This window comes from Leisingera sp. S232 (assembly GCF_049800895.1).
Lineage (GTDB): Bacteria > Pseudomonadota > Alphaproteobacteria > Rhodobacterales > Rhodobacteraceae > Leisingera.
Genome location: NZ_JBNAFX010000049.1, coordinates 1 through 21,204, shown reverse-complemented (window position 1 = coordinate 21,204; position 21,204 = coordinate 1). Strand labels below are relative to the sequence as shown.

15 protein-coding genes and 4 pseudogenes are annotated in these 21,204 nt (G+C 57.2%); 5 read left to right on the top strand and 14 right to left on the bottom strand.

Features of this window, described 5'->3' with window-relative positions:
- The first annotated feature begins 44 nt into the window (after window positions 1-44).
- Window positions 45-1,073, top strand: coding sequence for an IS30 family transposase (locus ACP151_RS19760; protein ID WP_424980585.1), 1,029 nt, complete (start codon window positions 45-47; stop codon window positions 1,071-1,073).
- A 24-nt stretch (window positions 1,074-1,097) separates the two neighbouring features.
- Window positions 1,098-1,547, top strand: a pseudogene (locus tag ACP151_RS19755) (IS66 family transposase); the annotation flags it as partial.
- A gap of 176 nt (window positions 1,548-1,723) precedes the next feature.
- Here the strand turns inward: ACP151_RS19755 and tnpC are convergent.
- The 9 genes and pseudogenes from tnpC to ACP151_RS19710 form a co-directional block, all read right to left on the bottom strand.
- Window positions 1,724-3,444 (bottom strand): annotated as a pseudogene (tnpC, locus tag ACP151_RS19750) (IS66 family transposase).
- Window positions 3,445-3,514: 70 nt separating this feature from the next.
- A pseudogene (gene tnpB, locus ACP151_RS19745) lies at window positions 3,515-3,924 on the bottom strand (IS66 family insertion sequence element accessory protein TnpB).
- Window positions 3,921-4,301 carry an IS66-like element accessory protein TnpA gene (tnpA, locus tag ACP151_RS19740; RefSeq protein WP_424980584.1) on the bottom strand — a complete coding sequence of 127 codons (381 nt, stop codon included), beginning with the start codon at window positions 4,299-4,301 and terminating at the stop codon, window positions 3,921-3,923. The pseudogene tnpB and the gene tnpA overlap by 4 nt, the downstream one beginning before the upstream one ends.
- A 545-nt stretch (window positions 4,302-4,846) precedes the next feature.
- Window positions 4,847-5,983, bottom strand: coding sequence for an acetylornithine deacetylase (argE, locus tag ACP151_RS19735; protein ID WP_424980583.1), 1,137 nt, complete (start codon window positions 5,981-5,983; stop codon window positions 4,847-4,849).
- On the bottom strand, window positions 5,980-6,915 hold the full coding sequence (locus ACP151_RS19730; RefSeq protein ID WP_424980582.1) for a LysR family transcriptional regulator: 936 nt from the start codon (window positions 6,913-6,915) through the stop codon (window positions 5,980-5,982). Before ACP151_RS19730 ends, argE begins: the two co-directional genes overlap by 4 nt.
- Before the next feature lie 64 nt (window positions 6,916-6,979).
- Complete coding sequence (locus tag ACP151_RS19725; protein ID WP_424980581.1) at window positions 6,980-8,089, bottom strand: aromatic ring-hydroxylating oxygenase subunit alpha; 1,110 nt, start codon at window positions 8,087-8,089, stop codon at window positions 6,980-6,982.
- Between the two features lie 25 nt (window positions 8,090-8,114).
- Window positions 8,115-8,789 carry a DUF1028 domain-containing protein gene (locus ACP151_RS19720; protein WP_424980580.1) on the bottom strand — a complete coding sequence of 225 codons (675 nt, stop codon included), beginning with the start codon at window positions 8,787-8,789 and terminating at the stop codon, window positions 8,115-8,117.
- A 4-nt stretch (window positions 8,790-8,793) separates the two neighbouring features.
- A complete protein-coding gene (locus ACP151_RS19715) occupies window positions 8,794-9,210 on the bottom strand; it encodes a RidA family protein (RefSeq protein WP_424980579.1) in 417 nt (138 codons plus the stop codon).
- Between the two features lies 1 nt (window position 9,211).
- Window positions 9,212-10,357, bottom strand: coding sequence for an aromatic ring-hydroxylating oxygenase subunit alpha (locus tag ACP151_RS19710; protein ID WP_424980578.1), 1,146 nt, complete (start codon window positions 10,355-10,357; stop codon window positions 9,212-9,214).
- A 209-nt stretch (window positions 10,358-10,566) separates the two neighbouring features.
- On the opposite strand from ACP151_RS19710, the gene ACP151_RS19705 reads away from it, so the two are divergent.
- Both ACP151_RS19705 and ACP151_RS19700 read left to right on the top strand, forming a co-directional pair.
- Entirely contained in the window at window positions 10,567-11,841 is a 1,275-nt protein-coding gene (locus ACP151_RS19705; protein ID WP_424980577.1) for a flavin-containing monooxygenase, read from the top strand.
- A gap of 86 nt (window positions 11,842-11,927) precedes the next feature.
- Window positions 11,928-12,653 (top strand): annotated as a pseudogene (locus tag ACP151_RS19700) (oxidoreductase C-terminal domain-containing protein).
- A 975-nt stretch (window positions 12,654-13,628) separates the two neighbouring features.
- On the opposite strand, the gene ACP151_RS19695 reads toward ACP151_RS19700, so the two are convergent.
- From ACP151_RS19695 to ACP151_RS19680, 4 genes are read right to left on the bottom strand one after another with little or no spacing between them, the layout of a single operon-like run.
- Complete coding sequence (locus tag ACP151_RS19695; protein ID WP_424980576.1) at window positions 13,629-14,582, bottom strand: glycine betaine ABC transporter substrate-binding protein; 954 nt, start codon at window positions 14,580-14,582, stop codon at window positions 13,629-13,631.
- Between the two features lie 51 nt (window positions 14,583-14,633).
- Window positions 14,634-16,178, bottom strand: coding sequence for an ABC transporter permease (locus ACP151_RS19690; protein ID WP_424980575.1), 1,545 nt, complete (start codon window positions 16,176-16,178; stop codon window positions 14,634-14,636).
- Between the two features lie 3 nt (window positions 16,179-16,181).
- Entirely contained in the window at window positions 16,182-17,243 is a 1,062-nt protein-coding gene (locus ACP151_RS19685) for a quaternary amine ABC transporter ATP-binding protein (protein ID WP_424980574.1), read from the bottom strand.
- Entirely contained in the window at window positions 17,240-19,549 is a 2,310-nt protein-coding gene (locus tag ACP151_RS19680; protein WP_424980573.1) for a DUF1989 domain-containing protein, read from the bottom strand. Before ACP151_RS19680 ends, ACP151_RS19685 begins: the two co-directional genes overlap by 4 nt.
- 189 nt (window positions 19,550-19,738) lie before the next feature.
- On the opposite strand from ACP151_RS19680, the gene ACP151_RS19675 reads away from it, so the two are divergent.
- Window positions 19,739-20,740: a LacI family DNA-binding transcriptional regulator gene (locus tag ACP151_RS19675; protein ID WP_424980572.1), complete on the top strand. Its 1,002-nt coding sequence runs from the start codon at window positions 19,739-19,741 to the stop codon at window positions 20,738-20,740.
- 49 nt (window positions 20,741-20,789) lie between these two features.
- Here ACP151_RS19675 and ACP151_RS19670 read toward each other — a convergent pair.
- A partial coding sequence (locus tag ACP151_RS19670; protein WP_424980571.1) for a transposase occupies window positions 20,790-21,204 on the bottom strand: 415 nt, incomplete at its 5' end.

Genomic DNA, 21,204 nt, shown 5'->3' with positions numbered 1-21,204 from the left:
CTCCTATTAGAAAACAATGAGTTATCTAATAGGAGGAATATTGCATGGGAACGGTATATACGCAACTGAGCTTACAAGAACGGCGCAGGATCGAAGACTGGTGGCTTGCAAAGGTCCCTGTCGCTGAGATGGCGCGCGTTTTGAAGCGTCACAAGTCGACGATATTCCGAGAGATCAAACGCAACTTCTGGGCCGATGATGCCTTTCCCAAGAAGTACGCGGGATACTTCGGCATGGCAGCACACCAGCGCACGCAGCAACGCCGTTCCACGCAACGCAAGCTGATCAGACATCCCGATCTGTGCAAGCGCGTCATCGAACGGATCAAGCAAGGATGGACGCCCGAGCAGATCGGCAACCGGATGATCTATGAAGGTGCTACGCTACGCGTCTGCCAGGAGACGATCTACCGCTACATCTATTCTAAGGAAGGCATGGACCAAGAGCTCTGGTGGTACTTGCCCGAACATCGGAAATCCCGCAGGCCACGCCGTGCCAGGAAGCGCCAGAAGCCCAAGTTCGACCGTGATGTCAGCATTCTATTCCGGCCAGATGATGTCGCTCACCGTCGCCAGTTTGGGCACTGGGAGGGAGATTTGATGCTGTTCAAACAGAAACTTGGGCAAACCAATGTCACCTCGCTGGTCGAACGTGTCAGCCGCTTCACCGTGCTGCTGAAGAACCCGAACAAGCGCACCAAGCCGGTGATGGGGAAAATTATGAAAGCCGTACGCGACCTGCCTCATCTGGCCCGCAAATCAATCACCTTTGATCGCGGTACCGAGTTCGTCAGCTGGCCACATTTGCAGGCCGAAATCGGGACGCAGACATGGTTCTGCGATCCTTCCAGCCCGTGGCAAAAAGGCACGGTCGAGAACACCAATCGAAGGGTCCGAAGATGGCTTCCTCGCAAGCGCGACATTAGGACGATCACAGACGAGGACATGAAGGTGATCTGTGATCGGCTCAACAATACGCCTCGCAAGTGCCTTGGATGGAAGACGCCCGCTGAAGTCTTCCGTGAAAAGATGATGGAAGAGATGGGCCGATCCCCCTACCCTCAACGCCAATAGGAGTCGCAGTTCAGGTATCGCTCACAGATCGAAGCACAGGTGCGTGGTCAATTGGCTGACCAGCGTCTGGCCACGCGTCAGCAAAAAGCCAAACCCAAAATCAAGGCGTTTAAAACCTGGCTGGATCAGGCTCGCACGCAGGTATCAGCCAAATCTCCAACCTGTGAGGCCCTAAAGTACATTGCCAAATACTGGGAAGGGCTGATCCTATTCCTCGACGATGGCCGCATCGAGATGGATAGCAACGCCGTGGAACGCACCATCCGCCCCATCGCCCTGCAAAGGAAAAACGCGCTCTTTGCCGGTCACGACGCCGGTGCCCAGAACTGGGCCATGCTCGCGTCACTCATTGAAACCTGCAAATTGAACCACATCGAGCCGCACAGCTACCTGACCGGCGTGCTCACAGCCATCGTCAATGGCCATAAACAGAAGGACATCGATCAGCTCCTACCATGGAACTTCAAAGGTTGAAGCAACGCTTACCCACTTGTAGTAAACGCCTTGGGAAATCCCCTCACGGCGGCGAAGCTCAGCAATGCTATCTTCGCCACGCAGGCCATCCAGCACGATCCGGATCTTCTCTTCAGCTGAATGCTGTTTGGTAACCGTCCGGCGAAAGCGCTCTGGCACAGTCCCGGTGGCCCCTGCTACGCTGCGTCAGCAGCGTAGCGCCATGGCATGAGCTTGTTCAGGCGTGTGATCTTATGATCTGCGATCTGTGCCAGAACCCAGGTGAGCCAGGCTTGGGGATCTACGCCGTTCATCTTGGCGGTTTCGATCAGGGTATAGGCGATGGCCATGGCTTTGCCGCCGCCCTCGGAGCCTGCGAACATCCAGTTTTTGCGGCCGATGGCCACGGGCTTGACAGCGCGTTCAGCACTGTTGTTGTCCAATTCCAAATGGCCGTTATCAAGATACGGCCGGGCCTTCGGCATCCGGCCCAAGGCATAGCGCCTAACGGTGATTGCGCTGCAATCACCTGCCGGTAATGGATGGCCTGTGCCAGGGGCGACTTTCCTGAGATCTTGGGCAATTGCGCGTGCAGCCAGGTTTCCAGATCGTTGAAGACCGGCTTGGCCTTTGCCTGCCGCAAAGCAACCCGTTCTGCCAGGGGCTTGCCGCGCGCCTCTTTCTCAACCGCATAGAGTTCGGCAATCCGGCGGATGGCCTCTCCGGCGATGGCGTTGCCCTGTGAGGCAAAGATATCTGTCATCCGGCAGTCGTTTGCTGTGCAAACGATGAGAGAGCACGAACTTGCGCCTGACATGCGCCATGTCTTACCTGGCAGGCGCATGCGAAGCATGCTGCCGAGAAGGCTGGCCATCTCGCCAGCCTTGTTCTCACCGAACAGGCCGTTGAAACCGGAATAGCCATCCACTGCCCGGCAGGGCATTGCGCAGCAATGTCCCGAGAGGGGGCATGCACCCAGCCTTTGTATCCCGAGAGGTGGCTGACAGGATGCTCGCCTTTGCGGTCGATGGTGAACTGGTACCAGGCACAGGGTGGCGATTGCCCGGCCCAGGGCCGCTCATCGCGGACATAGGTCCAGACACGCGCCGTCTTGGTCTTCTTCTGCCCAGGCGCCTGCATCTTGACCGGGGTATCATCAGCGAACAGGGCGCCGCCTTGCCGGACGATCCGCCCGATTGCATCAGCCAGAGGTTCCAGAAGCGCGGTCGAACGGCCCACCCAATCCGCCATGGTCGAGCGGTCCAGATCGATGCCTTCGCGGGCGTAGATTTGCGATTGCCGGTACAGGGGAAGATGGTCGGCGTATTTGCTGACCAGCACATGCGCCAGCAAGCCAGGTCCAGGCCTGCCTCGTTCAATCGGGCGCCCCTCCCGGCAGAATTGCAAGGCAATTCGCCTGCCGGGCAGTGGACGGCAGCGGCGATTGCACGATGGCCTCGCAGCAGGAACAGGCCTTGCGAGGCCGGACGATCCGGTTCACCACAAACCGGCCCGGCACATATTCCAGCTCTTCGGTAATATCGTCGCCCAAGGTCTTCAGAGTTCCGCCGCAGCGGCCGCATTCCTCTCCCTGCGACAGCACCTCGTCATGCCGGTCCAGATGGTCCGGCAGCGGTTTGCGGCTGTACTGGCGGGCGGGGCCGCCTTCCTCGGAACCGGCTGCGGATTCTGCCTGCCTTTCGGCTGACACCGCAATCTGCTCATCTTCCGCAAAGGTCAGGTTGAGCTGGTCCAGGCCTTCTGATCTGGCCCCGAAGCGGTGCCGGTTATGGCCCGCCAGCTGATGCTGAAGCTTCTCGATCAGCAACGCCTGCGACTTGACCTCAGCGGCCAGAAGCGCGTTGATGCGCCGCAACTCAGCCGGGTCGTCAGGGGCGGTATCCAGGTCCTTCAACATTGCCACCCCTATACCGGAGCCAAGGCCGAAGGTGAATCCTGAAGGCGCTCAATGCCTATATTTTATTGATCTATCCGACGCTCAGAGGTCGCCAGGTCTTTTGCGGCATCCGCCAGTCGATGCCCTCAAGCAGCATCGAAAGCTGCGCCGTCGTCAAGCTGGTCTTGCCGTCTTTCGCAGCCGGCCAGACAAACCGTCCTTTCTCCAGCCGCTTTGAGAACAGACAGGCCCCCTGGGCTCCGCCCGTTCGGCCCTCAAATCATCCCCCGGATGATCTGCCGCTGCGCGGTCCGGGCTTCACTCCCACCAGATGATCTTCAGGAGATCCCCGCGTCGCCCGCGGAAAACGAACAGATGACCGGAATAGGGATCTTCCGCCAAGACCTTCTCGGCCTGCGCCGCCAGCGTGTTGAAACCTCGCCGCATGTCCGTGACACCCGCCGCCAGCCAGACGCGCGTATTGCTGGGAACCGGGATCAAGCCATTAACCCCTGTACCAAACCAATGATGGACCCAAGCGACATCGGCCCTTCGATCAGCACGCGCCGCCCATCGGACAGCGTAATATCAACCTTGTTTGCGGAAAGTGCGGCGGCGGGCGTGGCAACAATATCCGGAACTGAATGGGAGGCTGCCGCCGACACATCCAATTCGATGAAAGACGCGTCCGTAGGCATCGCAAGATCTTCCGCATCCGGCGCAAATCGCGGGTCCTTCAACCAGTTGTAGATCACATTGGCATTGGCGCTATAGCGCCGCGCTATCTGTGCCACCGAGGCCCCTGGAAGAACGGCCTGCTGGCAGATCTCCCGTTTTTCCTCGTCAGACCACTTCCGGCGCTTTTTGCGATTACTCATAACTGACCCCTAAGTGTCCATTTAGCTAAGCGGACACTTAGATCACCGAGCAACGACGCGTGAGGTCGGGTTCATCGGGCGCTCATGCTGTTTGCGGGTTGCCCGTTTGATGTCTTTGACGACCTTCTCGCTGGGGCTCTTACTTGTCTTGCTCATCGTCCACTCCTCAGTGGTTACGATGAGCCAAGAACACTCCCTTATCAAACATCGCTTTTTGGACCCTTAGGCGCTGACGTCAGACAGCCTGATCGCAGGCTTTCGAAGTCCCGCAGGGACGTGGTTTCGATGATGCCGTGGTCTGGACTGTCGCTGGCTTTTGCCAAGCAGGCCTATGAGATGGGCACATCGGAATGACATCGAACCAGCATCATGTTGGCAGCCGCTGCGCTGACCACGAACCGAAGCATGTACCCAAAGGATCTCAGCCGAAAGCAGCGACAGAAGCCAGGGTGGGCACCACAAGTATCGAAGGAACCGCTATGGCAGATCCAGTGTTGTGCCCAAAACCGCTTAACGCCGACGCCCTCGTTACCGATGTCCAGTCCCTAAAGTAGGTGATTGACAGCTCTTGCGAGCATTTTCGAGCATTTGATGAGTTGCATCTCTGAGATGTATTCATCCGGTTTATGTCCTTGATCCACCATCGAGCCTGGACCACAAACCACCGTCGGAATATTCAGCTCCGAAAGGAAACCGGCCTCGGTGCCAAAGGCCACCTTGCAGACTTGCCCCCCGGACCAGTTTCTTGTCAAGTTCACTGCCGGATTTGAAGCTGCTGTCGCTAAGCCTGGATAGGTCGCCAAGGAGTGTAATTCTATAAAGGCGGCGCCTGGATGAGGCGCTGTCACGGTGTCCGCCGCTTCGGCTATCATGCGTGCCAGACTGTCCGGGTCGTCCTCGGCGAGATGCCGAAATTCGAACAATACCTCTGCGCTGTCCGGCACGATATTCAGCGCTGTGCCGCTGTGTATCCGGCCCACATGGATCGTACTATACGGGATATCATAGCTGTCATCGCGGCTGCCGTTGCGCTCCAATCCGTCCTGCAAATTGCGCAGTGCTGCGACGTAATCCAACGCTAAATGCAGTGCACTGACAAACCGAGGCGCCAGTGCAGAGTGGCCTGCCTGACCTGTGACCTGTGCCGCGTACGAACGCTTGCCTTTATGCCCAATGGCGATTTGCATTTCGGTTGGCTCCCCCACGATGGCCAATTCAGGATGGCCCAGCAGAGGTTTGAGACGCGCACTCATGCGATCAATACCGACACAGCCGATCTCTTCGTCATAGGAGATCAACACTTTCAGCGGGGCTTTCAGGGCCTTGCGGCTTGCGCTATCGGATATCGCCAGCATTTCGGCCAGAAAGCCCTTCATATCTGTTGTGCCGCGTCCATAAAGCCGATCCCCATCGCGCGTCAGCTGAAAGGGTGGCCGGGTCCATACCTGCCCTTCGACCGGCACAACGTCGGAATGTGCAGATAGCAGAACACCACCGTCTGTCTGAGGACCTATTTCTGCGTAAAGGCCGGCTTTTGCCTCCGTCAGGTCGGGGATCCGATGCACCCGAAATTGGCGGGCGCGTAAAAAGTCCTCGGCAAAGGCAATCAGATCCAGGTTGGACCGATGGCTGACAGTGTCAAACGCGATAAGCCGTTCCAGAATGTCCAGTGACAGCGTCATTTCAACGGCTCTCCACCGATGGGTTCGAACGCGCCGGTCGCAACTTGTTCTTGGGCGAAGTCCATGAACGCCCGCACGGTTCGCGATTTTTCCGCCCCTTGAGAGGTTAGCAAACCCATCCGCAGAGGCTGCACGGGGCCAGCAATGGGCACGTAAGCCAGTTGCATGCCATCCGGTGAGATATTGCTTTGCGGGCGCACATTGGCAATCGAATAGCCAAAGCCGTTGCCGACCAGCGACCGCATCACCGCCATGTCTCGCGTGCGCTCAGCAATGTGGGGAGGTTGTTTGGCGGTTTCAAACAGGGACAGGAAGTAATCTGTACTGATCGGCAAATCCAGCAGTACCATTGGTTGATCAGTAAGATCGTCAAGAGTGATCTCATTTTTGCTTGCATCATCATGCGAGGCTGCGAGCAAGGCAAAAGGGCGTAATCGCACAAGCTCCGTAAACAGCAAGTCCGTCGGGATATCCATGTCATAGGTCAGTGCGATATCAATGTCAGAGCGGCGCAATGCGCTGAAAATTTCAGCCTGGTTCAGTTCTTTCTGTTCGGTACGGACATCGGGATAGGCCGCCTCATAGCCAGCCCGCATGCGGGGCAGGACAAGTTGCGCAAAGGTGACAAGGCATCCGACGGTCAGGGGCCCGTGCGCCATCCCGGACACGTCCGAAGCAATGTCGGCTATGGTCGCCGCCTCTTTCAACACAAGATTTGCCTGATCAATCACCCTGCGCCCGCCCTGCGTGATCGACAGCCCCTGTGCGTGTTGCCGCACAAAGAGCGCAATACCAAGCTCTTCTTCCAATTGTGAAATAGCGGACGAGATGGAGGGGGAGGACACGTTCAGGGTTTCCGACGCGCGGGCGATGCTGCCTGTTTCACCAACGGCAACAAGATACTCCAATTGCCTGAAGGTGAACCGGGGCACGCTTGTTTCCTCTCATTTGGATGGACAGGAAATCAGATTCTTGTACCCAAGACCAGTGAGCACCCTACGCGGTGGGCAGTTTTGCGTCCCGCGCGGCAAGCCAAGCCTGGAAATCGCGGACTGTGCCTTCGTAGTCGTCTCCGGCAAGGGGGCCCTCGACCGCATGGGCAGACGCCAATGCGACCTGCATTCGCTCCAGCTTTTCACGGTCTTCGCGGTTCACTTCTTCCCAGAGCGCAATGCGTTGCTGCACCGTGTCCCAATCCAGATAATCCTGATAGACGGACATGGTCCATTTTACCCGGATCAGACTGGCATGGACCGGAAAGATCGACAAAGACACCAGCAGATTCGCGGCCTGACTGGCAACCTGCGTGGGGAACTTGGCAAAAAGCGTGGATCGCTTGCGCTCTTCCTCGCTCAGGCCCGGCGCACCGTCTCCGCGCGGTTCAATGGTATCAGGGTAATTGGCGGCATAGGACGTGTACCCATCCCCGGTCACCAGTTTGCGTGACAGGCCCGTGGGCGTGTAGCCATGCAATGTGCGCGGATGTACGACACTCAGATGATAGCCTTCCATGAAGTTCTCAACCAGGCATTTCCAGTTGGTGTGCCATTCTTCTTCTGCTGTATGCACCAGGCGGAACGAACCTGTCTCATAGGGCGCAAGCAAGCCATCCAGCTCGGGATGCTGGAAATCAGGCTCATCAGGGTCGAGTGTGACATAGATGAAACCATTCCAAAGCCGGACCTTATGTGTGGGCAGTTTGCAGCTTTTGGCATCAAAGCCCGCGTTCTGCATGCGCGGTGCGCGCAACAACGCCCCATCAGAGCCATAGGTCCATGCGTGATAGCTGCACACAAAACGCTTGGTGTTGCCGCGTCCTTCTGCAAGCGGCATGCCGCGATGACGACAGACGTTGGCCATGACCCGCACAATGCCGTCCTCTCCGCGCACCACCAGCAGCGGCTCATTGAGCAGCTGTGCCGTGAAAAAATCGCCCATCTCAGGGATCTCGTCTTCGCGGCCAAGGCAGTGCCACCCACTGCGCAGCACAGTGCGCGCTTCGTGTTCGAACTGTTCCTGCGAGGTGTAGAACGCCCCCGGCATGCCCATTGGGCGATCCGCAGGCAGGGCTGCGACATCCTGAAGTTTATTTCTTAAATAGCCCATGGCGGCCTCCCTTGTTTGCGTTAAGTCACATATTGCCGGGCACGCCGTAGGACGGCGCGTCCGACGGGTCGAGCGCGCGGCGCACATAGTCATCCAGTTGTGGTTTGTAGACATCCCAGGCTGTTGCAATGGTCTCGATCGGGCAGTCTTGTGTCCAGTCACACCGCAGTTCGGCCACCGGCCATGACACTTTGTCCACCAGCAACAGACCTGCTGAATGAACTGGCCCGGCTTCACCACCTGCAGCCAGACCTACCCGCATCGCGGCGATCAACCGATCACCCAGATGGCCCTGCGCCGTCTCGAAACCTGTGACAATGGCAGCCGGTACGCCGTCGTTGTCCAGCAGGTTTCCGCCCGAGGCGACGTCAACGCCTTGCGCTTCATTCCAATTTCCCAAGACATTTGCACCTGAATGAATGGATGTGCGACCTGCAGCGTCTATCGCCAAAAGCTGGCGGTACTGAACATGCGCGGCTTCCGCCACTACGGCGCTTACCGCCTCCGGCGCAGACAGACCTTGCGCCATACGGTCCAGCGTTTTTGGACCCAATGCGGGGTCCGTGATGTTCTGACTGGCCACGGCCCCTATACCTGCGCGCGCATAGGCACACCGGGCGGCAACAGCGGGAGAAGAGGAAGAGATGGCCATGCCGAACATGCCAGTCTCGGCGCAGCGGGCAACAAGTGAAAATGTCATGGCCCTAGTCCGGGATCACGGCAGTGGCGTCGATTTCCACCAACCATTCGGGCCGGGCCAACGCCTGCACCACCAGCCCGGTCGAAACTGGATGCACGCCTTGGATATACTCCCCCATCGTGCGGTATACCGCCTCGCGGTGGCGCACGTCGGTGATGTAGACAACGACCTTGACCAGATGCGCCATCTCGCCACCCGCCTCCTGGATCAATTGGTGGATGTTCTGCATGACTTTGTGGGTCTGCTCGACCGGGTCGTGGCTATCGAGATTGACGGCGTCATCGAGATTCTGCGGGCATTGCCCCCGCATCCAAACAGTCTTGCCCCCGTGCGTGACGACCGCCTGACACAGATCATTGTCCAATGCCTGCTCTGGATAGGTCTCGCGGGTGTTAAAGCGGCGAATACGGGTATGTGCCATGTTATGTCCTTTGTCCTGCGTCGATCTTTGCCATCAGGTATTGTGCGAAATCATAGTTTGGACGTTCCAGATGGCTCAGGTGACCGGGGGTTGCCGCGTCTGAACACAGGCCCCGATAAACCTTTTCCGTGCAGCCCCGATCTTCGACGTTAACGTCGTCCAGCAAGGACTTGAGCTGGGCAAAATTCTCGTCTGTATCCGGGTCATCGGCGAAATCATTGGACATGCCGCCGCCAAACCGGATGTGCACCTGACCCGGCCCCTTGGGGTGCAGGGAAATATACCAGAAATAGCCCGGCGTCAGCGTGATCATGAGGCTGGGATAGAGCGCCAGCAGATAGGTCGTGCGCCGCTCTTCCCCCTTTAGTCGATCATTCCGTGTCGGATGCGCCATTGCGATACGCAGCGATTCGTCTTTCAGAATGGTGTGATAGTTAAAGGCCGGGCGACCTGGCGGGCAGATCATGTCTTCCAGCTTGGACAGCCCACCGATCGTGCCTGCATGACAGACGGGCAAGTGATAGCTTTCCATGAAATTCTCGGCCAGCACCTTCCAGTTGGTGTCCCAGATGTGCTCTTCGTAAAAGGACTCAGAGTAATTTGTCATGTCATAGCCAGAAATCATCTCGGCGACCTCTGACAGCTGATCGGCAACCGGTGCGGCGTCGGGATCAAGGCAGATAAAAATCCAGCCGAGCCATTCCTCACAGCGCACCTGTGGCAGCTTGTAGTGCTCTTTGCAAAACGCCTCGTTCTGCGTCATCGCAGGCGCGCCGCGCAATTGGCCGTCCAGATTATACGTCCATGCGTGATAAGGGCACACGATGGTCTTTGCGTTGCCGCGTCCGTGCAACAGCGTCGACATGCGGTGCAGACAGACATTGCTCATGGCACGCAATGTGCCTTCGCGGTCGCGCAACACGACAATTGGCTGACCCGCCAGTTCCGCTGACACATAATCACCAGCGGCTGACAGCGCATCTGCCCGGCCCACGCAGTACCAGTCTTTGCTGAAAATATGCTCCAGCTCTGCCGCAACAAAATCGGGCGATGAATAAACCTCGGTTGGCATGGCCCGTGCGCGTTCAAACGGAACCGCAGTGCTGTCGCGCAGGGCGGCAATCGGATCGATGTGATCTTTGGGCATAGAAATCTCTCCTCGAGCGGGGCAGCAGTTGTCTTTGCGCGGAGTTTGCAACCGCCTTGGCGCAATAGAAAGTGTCTCATTAACTTACCGTTGCTTAGCCAAAACCTTAGGGGTGTTAGGCAAAGCAAAACCACTGCTTCGCAAATGACTGTTTGGGTTAGGCGCACACGCCGCGTTAACCGTTAGGCCGGAACAGAAAAGGCGATGCTATGAAACGGATCAACACTCTTGTTATTGGCGCGGGCCAAGGCGGCGTCGCAACCAGTGAACACCTGACCCACCAGGGTATTGAACATGTCGTTCTTGAACGCGGTCGCATCGCTGAACGGTGGCGATCCGAGCGGTGGGATTCCCTGGTCGCGAATGGCCCGGCCTGGCATGATCGTTTTCCCGGCATGGCCTTTTCCTGTGATGACGACGCCTTTGCAGAGAAAGAAAGCGTTGCCGCCTATTTTGAAGAGTATGCCCGCATGATTGACGCGCCTGTGCGGACCGGCGTTACTGTTGAAGCCGTCACTCCACACACGGATCGCGCCGGTTTCCACGTGCAGACATCGGAGGGTGAATTTGATGCGCTCAATATCGTCAGCGCCACCGGCCCGTTTCAAAAACCCTCCATCCCTCCGATTTTGCCGGAGGCGGCAGAGGTCACACAGATCCACTCTACCGCATATCGCAACCCACAGGCCCTGGACGAGGGGGCCGTGCTGGTCATCGGCGGCGGATCATCCGGGTCTCAAATTGCAGCGGAACTGAGCGCTGCTGGTCGCGAGGTCTATTTTTCAATCGGCCCGCACGACCGTCCATTCCGGCGCTATCGCGGACGGGACAACTGTTGGTGGCTTGGCGTGCTGGGCATTTGGAACATGGATACACCCGCACCCGGCACGGAACATGTGACCATTGCTGTCAGCGGCGCGCATGGGGGCAAAACCGTTGATTTTCGACGGATGGCAGAGCAGGGCATCACCCTTTTGGGGATGACCAGTGGATATGAGGACGGCACGTTGCGCATCGCCGATGATCTCAAAACCAATATCGACGCGGGTGATGATAATTATCGTTCCCTGATGAAAGCCGCGGATGACTACATTCAACGCACCGGAATTGACCTGCCGCCAGAGCCCGAAGCCTGGGACATCCCTGATGACCCTGCCTGTGTTGCAAATCCGATCAGATCACTCAATCTCGCGGAGCGGGGCATCACGACGGTCATCTGGGCAACGGGGTTCAAGTTTGACTATGGCTGGCTGCACGCGCCTGACGCCTTGGATGATATCGGCAGGCCGGTTCATCAACGCGGTGTTTCAAATGTGCCGGGCCTGTACTTCGTCGGCTTGCCCTGGCAATCGCGCAGAGGCTCCTCCTTTATCTGGGGTGTCTGGCATGACGCCAAGTTTGTGGTCGACCAGATCGCCATCCAGCAAAACTATCTGGAGCATCACCAGCGAAGTGCTTTGAACGAGGCAAAGCGGGCTTTCTGATAATCGTATAGCTGAATGTGATGCACGTCTCATGCTTCGGTCATGGGCATGCAAGTCTCGACACATTCTCAAAAGGTGGGCTGATGATCGTTCATGTTTTGGTAATAGGGGCCGGTCAAGCAGGCTGTTCGTTGGTCATGAAACTGCGTGCTTTCGGCTTTGACCGTGACATTACCTTGATCGGAGCAGAATCTGCGCCGCCGTATCAACGCCCTCCGCTGTCCAAAAAGTACCTGCTGGGTGATATGGCTTTGGAACGGCTATTTCTTAAGCCTGCGGCATTTATGGCGAGAATGGGATTGAACTGCGGACTGGTCAACCTATCACAAAGCTGAACGCCGCAGCAAAACCGTTGAAGTCGGGGACGAGGTGCTGGGCTATGACACGCTCGTCTTCACAACCGTTTCCAGCCCCAGATACCTGCCCCCCGCGATTGGGGGGCAGCCAAAGGGTGTTCACGTAGTACGAGGCTTGTCGGATGTCGACGCCATGGATCAAGCCGAGATTGTGGCTCCAACATCATGGGTGCCGACAAGGAATATTTCGCCAAACCCTGATTTTGGTCCGATCAGTTCGACATGAAATTGCAAATTGCGGGGCTGAACACCGGTTACGACCGTGTCATTACTCGAACCAGTGACAAGGAAGGCATGGTGTCCTTTTGGTGTTTCCAAGGGGATCAGCTGCTGGCTGTCGATGCCATGAACGATCCGCGCGGCTACATGATTGGAAAGCGGATCATCGAAGCAGGCAAGACCGTTTCCAAGGACGCCGTGGGCACCCCTGGCACTGATCTGAAATCGCTGATGTAATTCAAGTGATGATCGGGCGTCTGCCAAAGCATCGTGCCCGGTGGCCCCAACTTTGCAAATCCCGCTTTCTGCACACCTCTACCCCTGGTGCTGACTGCAGCATTGAAGGCAGCGCGCCAAGTCGGTTCAACGGCCGTTTTTCGGAAGTCGGCCAGGATTTTTCGCAGCGGCAGCATCTTTTGCATGGCGCCCCCGCCAAGGACCGCTATGGGGCTGTCCGGGTCTTTTCCATGCTCGTCTTGAGCGCCCGTTCTTGGGTGGGCAAATCCCGAGCTTTCAGCTCGTGATCGGGCTCTATCCGGACACCGACTGCATCGGCATCCGGGCGGGGCGTGCGGATTGCATATCCCAGGAGTCGTGACAGGGCATCGACGGGCTACGCCCGCTCCCCCTGCCCCGGCATTTTCCGTTTGATTAGTTCGCCTGCCATCCGGCCGGCAATCTGAACACGGGTTCTGATGCCGCTGCGCGTCAGCCTCCACGGAGAAATCCGGTTCCTCCCGCGCCAGGCGCGGCCCCCTCCCAATTTCACCGCTCCGGCCCCGTGTGTCAGATCACCGTCCGGCCGCAGTCCGGGCTGCGCCACTAGCGGAACAGGAGGCGCGAGCGAGGATGTTGAAGATACGGAAAAAGTAAAGGTTCCGTCGCAAATGGCAAAACTATGTGTTGCTCGACAGTAGGTGTCGGGCGACACATAGTTCTTCCTTTTGAGGGAACTTGGCTGTTTGATTTTAAAGGGAAAAATTTGTAGCCGACGCAGCAAAGTAACCTTTAGCGACTCATAGATTTTCCTTCGGATGAAGCAGACATTCATGCCGCGCACGGCAAAATCGGGCTTCGAGCCCAAAGTTCCGAATGCTGCGCTGTGGCTGAACGGAAGCAAAGAACCGGAAACCGCCGATGGAAGTTTAGGATAGCAATAACTGCCAAGCACCCATAGGCGTCTGGCAGTTAAGTTTGAATGGTACGAACAGTCTATTCGATCCAACCGTTGACAACATCTGCGTTATTGGCGACCCATTCTTCGGCCACATCGCGGGGGTCCATTTTATCCCGGCCGATTTTCAGGATCCAATCGTTGATCGTGTCGGGTTCCATAGCCAGTTGACTAAGAAATTTGGCAACCGGCGGATTCCGTTGCTCAAGCGATTTGGAATAGGCGACATAGATACTGGCATCCTGACTGGCGCAGGCGAATGTGGAAACTTCCAACCAGTCTTCGGCATCCAGGTTCACATCCTCGCAGCCCTCGGTGCGGGCCGGTTCCTCGATCGGTGTGATGTCATAGGCGGCGTGGATCCATTCTGGCGTCCAGTAGTAAAACAGGATCGGCTGTTCGCGGGTCACGGCGGTTTTCAACTGTGCCTTGAACGTGTCCTGAGGCAGCACTTCGGCTTCCCATAATTCTTCCAGACCGTATGATTTGAACTTGACCTGCCACATGCGGGTGGATTTCCAACCGGCATCGCCCGCCCAATATTCACCCTTGCCGTTGCCGTCTTTATCGAACATTGCGGCAATCTCGGGGTCTTTAAGGTCTTCGATCGAGGTGATACGGTCGGCCATGTGGCTGGGCACATAGATGCGCTGCGTGCCTTTGTATGGGATGTTGTGGGCGACTGTGCCTGCCTCGTCGATATACTTGTCCCAGATGGCTTGCCGGTTCGGCATCCACAGGTCGGAGTAAACATCGACCGAGCCGTCCCCCTTGTCCATGCCCGTTGCAATGACCGAGCCGTCTGACATGCCGTCGACAATTTCCGCCTCGGAATCGAGCGGCCCTTCGATGACCGCCTGAATGACATGGCCGATGGCCTTGGCTCCGGTCCAGCTAAGGTCACCGATCTTGACGGTGGCGTCCTGAGCCATAACTCCGGTTGCCAAGGCCGACAAGGTGACGGCTCCAATTGTTGTTTTGAGGTTTTTCATAACTTTCCCTTTCCTGTTGTGACGGGGTCGGGTGACCCCTTTATTGGACTTTTATTGGCGCGTGACTTTCGCCTTCTGGACCACCCTGTCGATCATCATCGCCAACAGAGCAATTCCGATACCGGCCAGGACGCCGCGCCCTGTCTCGGTATTCTCAAGGGCCTCGGTCACCACGTACCCCATGCCCCCCGCGCCGATCAGCGCGGCAATGACCACCATGGAGAGGCTCATCATCACGACCTGGTTGATCCCGGCCATGATCGACGGCAGCGCCAGAGGCAGTTCGACCTTGGTCAGCAACTGACGGGGGTTCGCCCCAAAGGCGAGCGCGGCTTCCTTGGTGTTGTCGGGTACGTGCCGGATGCCCAATGCGGTCAAACGCACCATCGGTGGCATCGCAAAGATCACCGTCGCCAGAATGCCCGGAGGCTTGCCAATTGAGAAAAACGCGATGGCGGGCAGCAGATAGACAAAGGACGGGATGGTCTGCATCACATCAAGGATCGGCGTGACAACAGCCTGACCGCGCCGCGACTTACCAACCCAAACCCCAAGGGGCAGCCCTGCAACCACACAGATCAACGATGAAGCCACCACCAGAGACATCGTATCCATCGCCGTCTGCCAAAACCCGAAGACAGCGAGATAGATCAGCGAGGCGCCCACAAAGATCGCTGTACGGCTGCCCGCGACCTGATAGGCGATGAACAGCAGAACGCTCATCGTGATCGGCCAGGGCGTGCCCACAAACACTGAGGTGATCGCGCTGAGCATACCGCGCAGAACATGGGTGATACCGTCGAACAGGAACCCATAGAACACAGTCAGATAGCTGATCCCATCATCAATCGCTTGCGACGTATAGGTGTTCAGGTTGACCGGCGGCGCCCCTTCGCTTGGAGGGGTCCGCTTGATGGTGCGATTGCCGTCGTCATCCCGCGGGAAAGAAATCTGATCGGGTCGGTCGATCCAGATGAAAGTGGGGAATTCCCCGATGATGAAACAATCGAAGCGCTTTTTGAACTCGACATGCTCACCCTTGGCAATTGCCCGGTCTTGGCGGATACAGCTGCGTTCTTCGGGCGCAAATTGGGTCGTGCGGTACAGCAGCAATGGCAAGATCAGCAGTGAGATCAGCAAAGCGATGAGCAAACGTGAGGCAACAAGTCCGGAATTGACCCTCCGGTCGATGCGCCATTTTTCGTATTGGGCTGAATAGAACCGGTCCGCCAGCCAGGCAAACAATAAACGCCCGATCACGAATACAACAATCGCGCTGACCAGATGGGTTTGCGTCCAGCCCTCGTAGCGTTCGACCAGATAGGCCTTGCCGGCGTTTTCGATGGCGGCGTTGGAATATTTGTGGACCAGCGCGCAATTCACCAGCGTGATCAGGTCCACAACAAAACCGATGATGAACAGCTTCCAGTTCCCGCGCAGGGCGGCCCAGACAAAACCACCCAGAAGAGCCGCTTTGTTCAGATGAAAGCGGCCCAGCGTCGCCTTCTGGATTTGCAGGAATACGTCCGCATAGTAAGCGCCGTTTGCCCCGGCGAAATCGATGAAGGGTTTGCGGATATCAGATGTATCGTTCATGGTTCAGGTTTCCCCTTGAATGCCGCGCAGCAGGGCGTCTTTGGTCACGACCCCGACGGGTTTGTTGTCGCTCATGATCACCACGGGATTGTCCTGATTGACCGCTAGACCAACCAACGTATCAAGATCATCTTCGGGGCCGGCCTGAGGGCAGTCCTGAAGACTTGGCAGCATGACGCCGCCGGATTCATATTTTTCAACCGGTTGCATAACCGTATGCGCGAAGATGAGTTTCAGCTTGGAGATGCCCGCCACGAAATCCGCCACATAGTCATCGGCTGGTTTGGTGACGATCTCTTCCGGTGTGCCGGTTTGAACGATCTCGCCATCCTTCATGATGGCGATGCGGCTGCCCATGCGGATGGCCTCATCCAGATCATGCGTGATGAAAAGTGTTGTCTTTTTCATCGACTTCGAAAGTTCGAGAAATTCGTCCTGCAACCCGCGTCGAATGAGCGGGTCTAGCGCGGAGAACGGCTCGTCCATCAGCAGGATATCGGGGTCCGCCGCCATGGCACGCGCCAGCCCGACCCGCTGCTGCATACCGCCCGATAGCTCGGACGGGTAGCGGTCGCCATAGCCTTGCAGATCTACCAGCTCGATGGTGCGGTCCGCGACCTGTGCACGGGTAAAGGCGTCAACGTTACGCAGCTCCAACGCAAAGGCGATGTTGTCGCGTACTGTCCGGTGCGGCAGCAAGGCCATGTTCTGGAAAACCATGCCGATCTTGTCCGCGCGCATTACCCGCAGTTCTTCGGCATCCAGGTCCCCGACATTCACTCCATTGATAAGGATCTCACCGCCTGTAGGCTCGATCAGACGGTTGATGTGACGCACCAGGGTGGATTTACCGGAGCCCGAAAGCCCCATGATGCAGAAGATTTCGCTTTCGCCAACGCTGATCGAGACGTCCCGCACGCCGACAACCGCCTGATACTGTTCCAGCACCTCTGCCTTGGTCAGGTTATCCCTGCGGACGGCTTCCATTGCTTCGTCAGCGCGAGCGCCAAATATCTTCCAGACATTGCGCGTCTCAACGACGTTTTTTCTTGTTGCGTCACTCACGCTCTTGCCTTCTCTCTTTTGGGGTCAAGGAATGGCAGGCTGGTGACGTTGCATGGCAGGCGCTTCATGTGGCCATCCAGTTTTCCGACTTCCAGCGTGGTGCCAGGTTCTGCATTTTCAACCGCCACACGCGCCATCGCGATGGCGTGACCCAGTTGCGGTGAAAAACTGCCGCTGGTCACGACACCAACTTTTTCGCGACCAACAAATACGCCATCGCCATGGGTAGGCACTTCATTGCCTGGCAAAAGCAGGCCGACCAATTTGCGCCGTGGTGATGCAGCGTTGCGTTCTAATGCGGCCCGGCCCAGGAAGGCAGGCTTCTTGAAATCAACGGCAAAGCCCAGGCCGGATTCCAAGGCGTCACTTTCTGGGCCAAACTCCGCCCCGGCGATCATCAGCCCGGCCTCAAGACGCAACATGTCCAGCGCATGGCCGCCCATCGGCACCAGCCCATGCTTTTCGCCGGCCGCCATCAGCCCATCCCAGATTTCCAGCGCATCATTCTGGTCGCAGAAAATCTCGTAACCCAGCTCGCCGGTAAACCCAGAACGGCACAGCATGAAAACGGGCCCGTCCCGGTCATGCAAACGGGCCACCGTGAAGCCGAACCATTTCAGATTGTCCAGCGACGGTCGCGTTGGCTGCGTGAACACAATCTCGCGCAGGATGTCACGGGATTTCGGCCCCTGTATCGCCAGATTGGGCATCTTGTGGCCCAGCGACAGGATACGGGCGTTCAGGTCCAACTGTTCCGCCTGTTCGCGCAGATGTGCGGCGGAAAGGTCCGAACCACAGCACCAGCGGAAGGCGGTTGGCTCTAGCCTGAACAGTGTGCCATCATCCAGCACGCTGCCCCTTTCGTCGCATAACAGAGCATAAAAACCGCGATGTTGTGACAGCTTTGCGACGTCGCGCGTCATGCAATGCTGCAGCAATTCCTCAGCATCCGGTCCCACCACATCGAATTTGCGCAGACCAGACATATCCTGCACGGTGGCTGCGTTTCGGCAGGCCCAATATTCCTCGGTGGCACCGGTTGCGTCATATTGCGTCGGCATCCAAAGGTCACGCGCAGGCTGGTAGTTGCTTGTCAGCTTGGAGGTGCGCGGATGAAAGGCCGAGTGCCGGGTCAGTTTGCCCTCATCCCCGGGCATGGCCCGCCAGGAAACAGAATGTGTAATCGAGCTATCCTCCTCGTAGATACGCACGTGAATGTCGGTGGGGTTCCAGCCGTTGATCGGATCAACATCATCCGGACAGGCGGTCGAGACGCAGACCAGGTCTGTCAGCGCCTGCATCACCACGTAATCTCCGGGGCGCGACCACGCCTCATCTGCGCCAATGTGATGGCTCTGCCAATCTATCCAGGAGTTGAAAAAGAAGTTGATGGCAGGCCAGGCGCGTCGGGACTGAATGCCATAAGGCGCAAAGGCATGACTGATGTTGTCGGAACAGTTCAGATGGCCGGGAAAGCCGCGCTCCTCATATCCCCGGGCGGTACAGGCCAGGGCGAAGGTATCATGGCGCCCGACGGTATCCTGCCGCACTGCCAGCAGCGGGCGCATGTCCTGATCAAAGAATTTGTCGTGTAGGCCAGGCAAGGGATAGGCACTGCGCGTCATCGTGCGTGATACGGCAGAATCGATAAAGCGTTCGATGCCTGCATCCAGGGCGGATGACCGCATGGCCATGAAATCCGAACATTGCTGCCCTTCCACGTCGATGACCTGGACAAACTGACCTTTCCCGAGCTCGTAAGCATGCGCCGTACCGCGCTTGACGCGCCACTCGTCGCGCACCTTGCCGAGAGGGTCCGGCAGATTTGCTTCGGCCGAACCGCCCTCAGGCAGCTTTATCTCAACAGAAAAGCGCGCGCCGCCACCGGATGTGACAAAGTCCCGGTCAACGGGTGCAATAACGAATAGCCTCGCCGGGGCGCGCAACCGGGTGATGAATGTTTCTCCGGGCGCGGTTGAAGGGTCAAACACACTATAGGCGCGCGCAGAAAAAAGGCAGCCATCGCGACGCTTCGCGATGGCTGCCATGATGCGGCTGTCGAATTTCTCTGGATCCAGTGCGATACTGTCTTCAGCAGGCAATTCGATCGCCGACAGGGAGAACGAAGATTCATCTGCGGTCTGTGCGGTTATCCATGCGGTTGCAGCCCCGTCGACATTGGTAACAGAAATGACAGCGCCAGCAGGTAGGTCGACATGGCCCATTTCGCCCCACATTATGTCGAGCTTCAGCCGGTTCGCCGACTTGAGGCCCTCAAACCTGTAGCGGTCACTGCTCTTTAACATCTGGACGTTCACTTTATGGCCTCTCCGGTCGTCGCCTTAGCAATGAAAGTAACCGGTTACATGTTTGACTCAAAGCCGCCAAAAAACCGGTTACATAGCTGGTTAATGTTGATGTAACCGGTTTCATAAAAGCAATTGCATCATCATGCGTCAAGAGGTATTTACAGTCAGCAATGATCGGAGAGCGGTTTGACCAGAAAAGTCGGTAGAATACGGGACGTCGCAAGCGAGACCGGGTTGTCAATTGCCACCATCTCCCGGGTGATGAACGGGGCCAAGAATGTGAACCCCGACACCCGCAAGCGTGTTCTGGACGCCTGCAAGAAACTTGATTACTTGCCCAACCCTGCCGCGCGCGCGCTTTCGACCAGCAAGTCAAAAACCATCGCCGCCATCATCCCCACCATCGAACACTCGGTATTTGCGAAATATGTTGCGGCCATAGAAAACACCCTTGCCGAGAACGGATATTCTCTCGTCTTAGCTATTTCGAAAAGTGATCTGGAGGTCGAGTTAACCGCCGCACGGAAACTGCTGGGCATGGGGGCGGAAGCATTCATTTTGAGTGGAGCAACCCACAGTTCCGACCTGTTCGACCTGTTCGACCGGCGCGGTGTGCCTTATGTCTTTACTTCGGTCTGGGACAAAGACAGCACCGTTCCAACGATTGGATACGATAACAGGTCGCTGGCAAAGCAGGCAGTGGACTACCTTAAGACCAAGGGTCATCGCAGCATCGCAGTCCTGCATGGCCCAGCCCAGGAAAGTGACAGGACACTCGCCCGCATCGAAGGGGCGAAAGCGTCAGGAGAAGATGGTCTTCGGTTGGATTTTTACGAAACAACTCTGGATGTGGCGGGGGGCAAGGCAGCCATTCACCAGGCGTTGGCGATCAGTGAAGACTATACTGCGGCATTGTGTTTTTCGGATGTCCTTGCCCTTGGTGCCCTTTTTGGCTTGGGGGAAGCCGGTAAGAGCATTCCAGATGATGTCTCGGTCATGGGTTTTGACAATCTTGACTGGTCAGAAGCTGTCGTTCCGCCGTTAACCACAATCAACCTGCCGGCGAGGCAGATGGGCTCCACTGTGGCCTCACAATTGATGGATTTACTTGAAACGGGTGCGCCTCTGATGCCAACCGAACTAACCGGGAAAATTCTAGAGAGACAATCCGTTGTGACATTGAAGTGAGCCAGCAGTTTGAGCTACTCCCCTATGTTTGGACAGTTTCCGGCGTGGTTTAAGCTACTTTCTGCTCGTGCTGCTCGGGTTGGGTTTCATTATTTCTCAGCCAATAGACCACGGCTGGAGGTTTGCCGCCAAGGGCGGAATGTGGGCGTTTGCGGTTGTAGAACTTGATCCATTTGCCGACACCGGCCTTCGCCTCCGACCCGGTTTCCCGGGCGTGCAGATAGACGCATTCGTATTTTAGGCTTCGCCAGAGCCGTTCCACAAAGATGTTGTCCAGGAACCGTCCTTTCCCATCCATTGATATCCGCACGCTGGATCGTCGCAAGCGATCTGTCCAAGCGAAGGATGTGAGCTGACTGCCCTGGTCAGTGTTCATGATGTCTGGCGGCCCAAACCGGTGGATGGCTTCGTTCAGCGCGTCGACGCAGAAGTCTGCCTCCAACGTGTTCGAGATGCGCCAGGCC

Coding starts and splice junctions, on each gene's coding strand:
- ACP151_RS19760 (WP_424980585.1), top strand. CDS start 45: ATGGGAACGGTATATACGCAACTGAGCTTACAAGAACGGCGCAGGATC.
- tnpA (WP_424980584.1), bottom strand. CDS start 4,301: ATGAGTAATCGCAAAAAGCGCCGGAAGTGGTCTGACGAGGAAAAACGG.
- argE (WP_424980583.1), bottom strand. CDS start 5,983: ATGACGCTGTCACTGGACATTCTGGAACGGCTTATCGCGTTTGACACT.
- ACP151_RS19725 (WP_424980581.1), bottom strand. CDS start 8,089: ATGGGCTATTTAAGAAATAAACTTCAGGATGTCGCAGCCCTGCCTGCG.
- ACP151_RS19720 (WP_424980580.1), bottom strand. CDS start 8,789: ATGACATTTTCACTTGTTGCCCGCTGCGCCGAGACTGGCATGTTCGGC.
- ACP151_RS19715 (WP_424980579.1), bottom strand. CDS start 9,210: ATGGCACATACCCGTATTCGCCGCTTTAACACCCGCGAGACCTATCCA.
- ACP151_RS19710 (WP_424980578.1), bottom strand. CDS start 10,357: ATGCCCAAAGATCACATCGATCCGATTGCCGCCCTGCGCGACAGCACT.
- ACP151_RS19705 (WP_424980577.1), top strand. CDS start 10,567: ATGAAACGGATCAACACTCTTGTTATTGGCGCGGGCCAAGGCGGCGTC.
- ACP151_RS19695 (WP_424980576.1), bottom strand. CDS start 14,582: ATGAAAAACCTCAAAACAACAATTGGAGCCGTCACCTTGTCGGCCTTG.
- ACP151_RS19690 (WP_424980575.1), bottom strand. CDS start 16,178: ATGAACGATACATCTGATATCCGCAAACCCTTCATCGATTTCGCCGGG.
- ACP151_RS19680 (WP_424980573.1), bottom strand. CDS start 19,549: ATGTTAAAGAGCAGTGACCGCTACAGGTTTGAGGGCCTCAAGTCGGCG.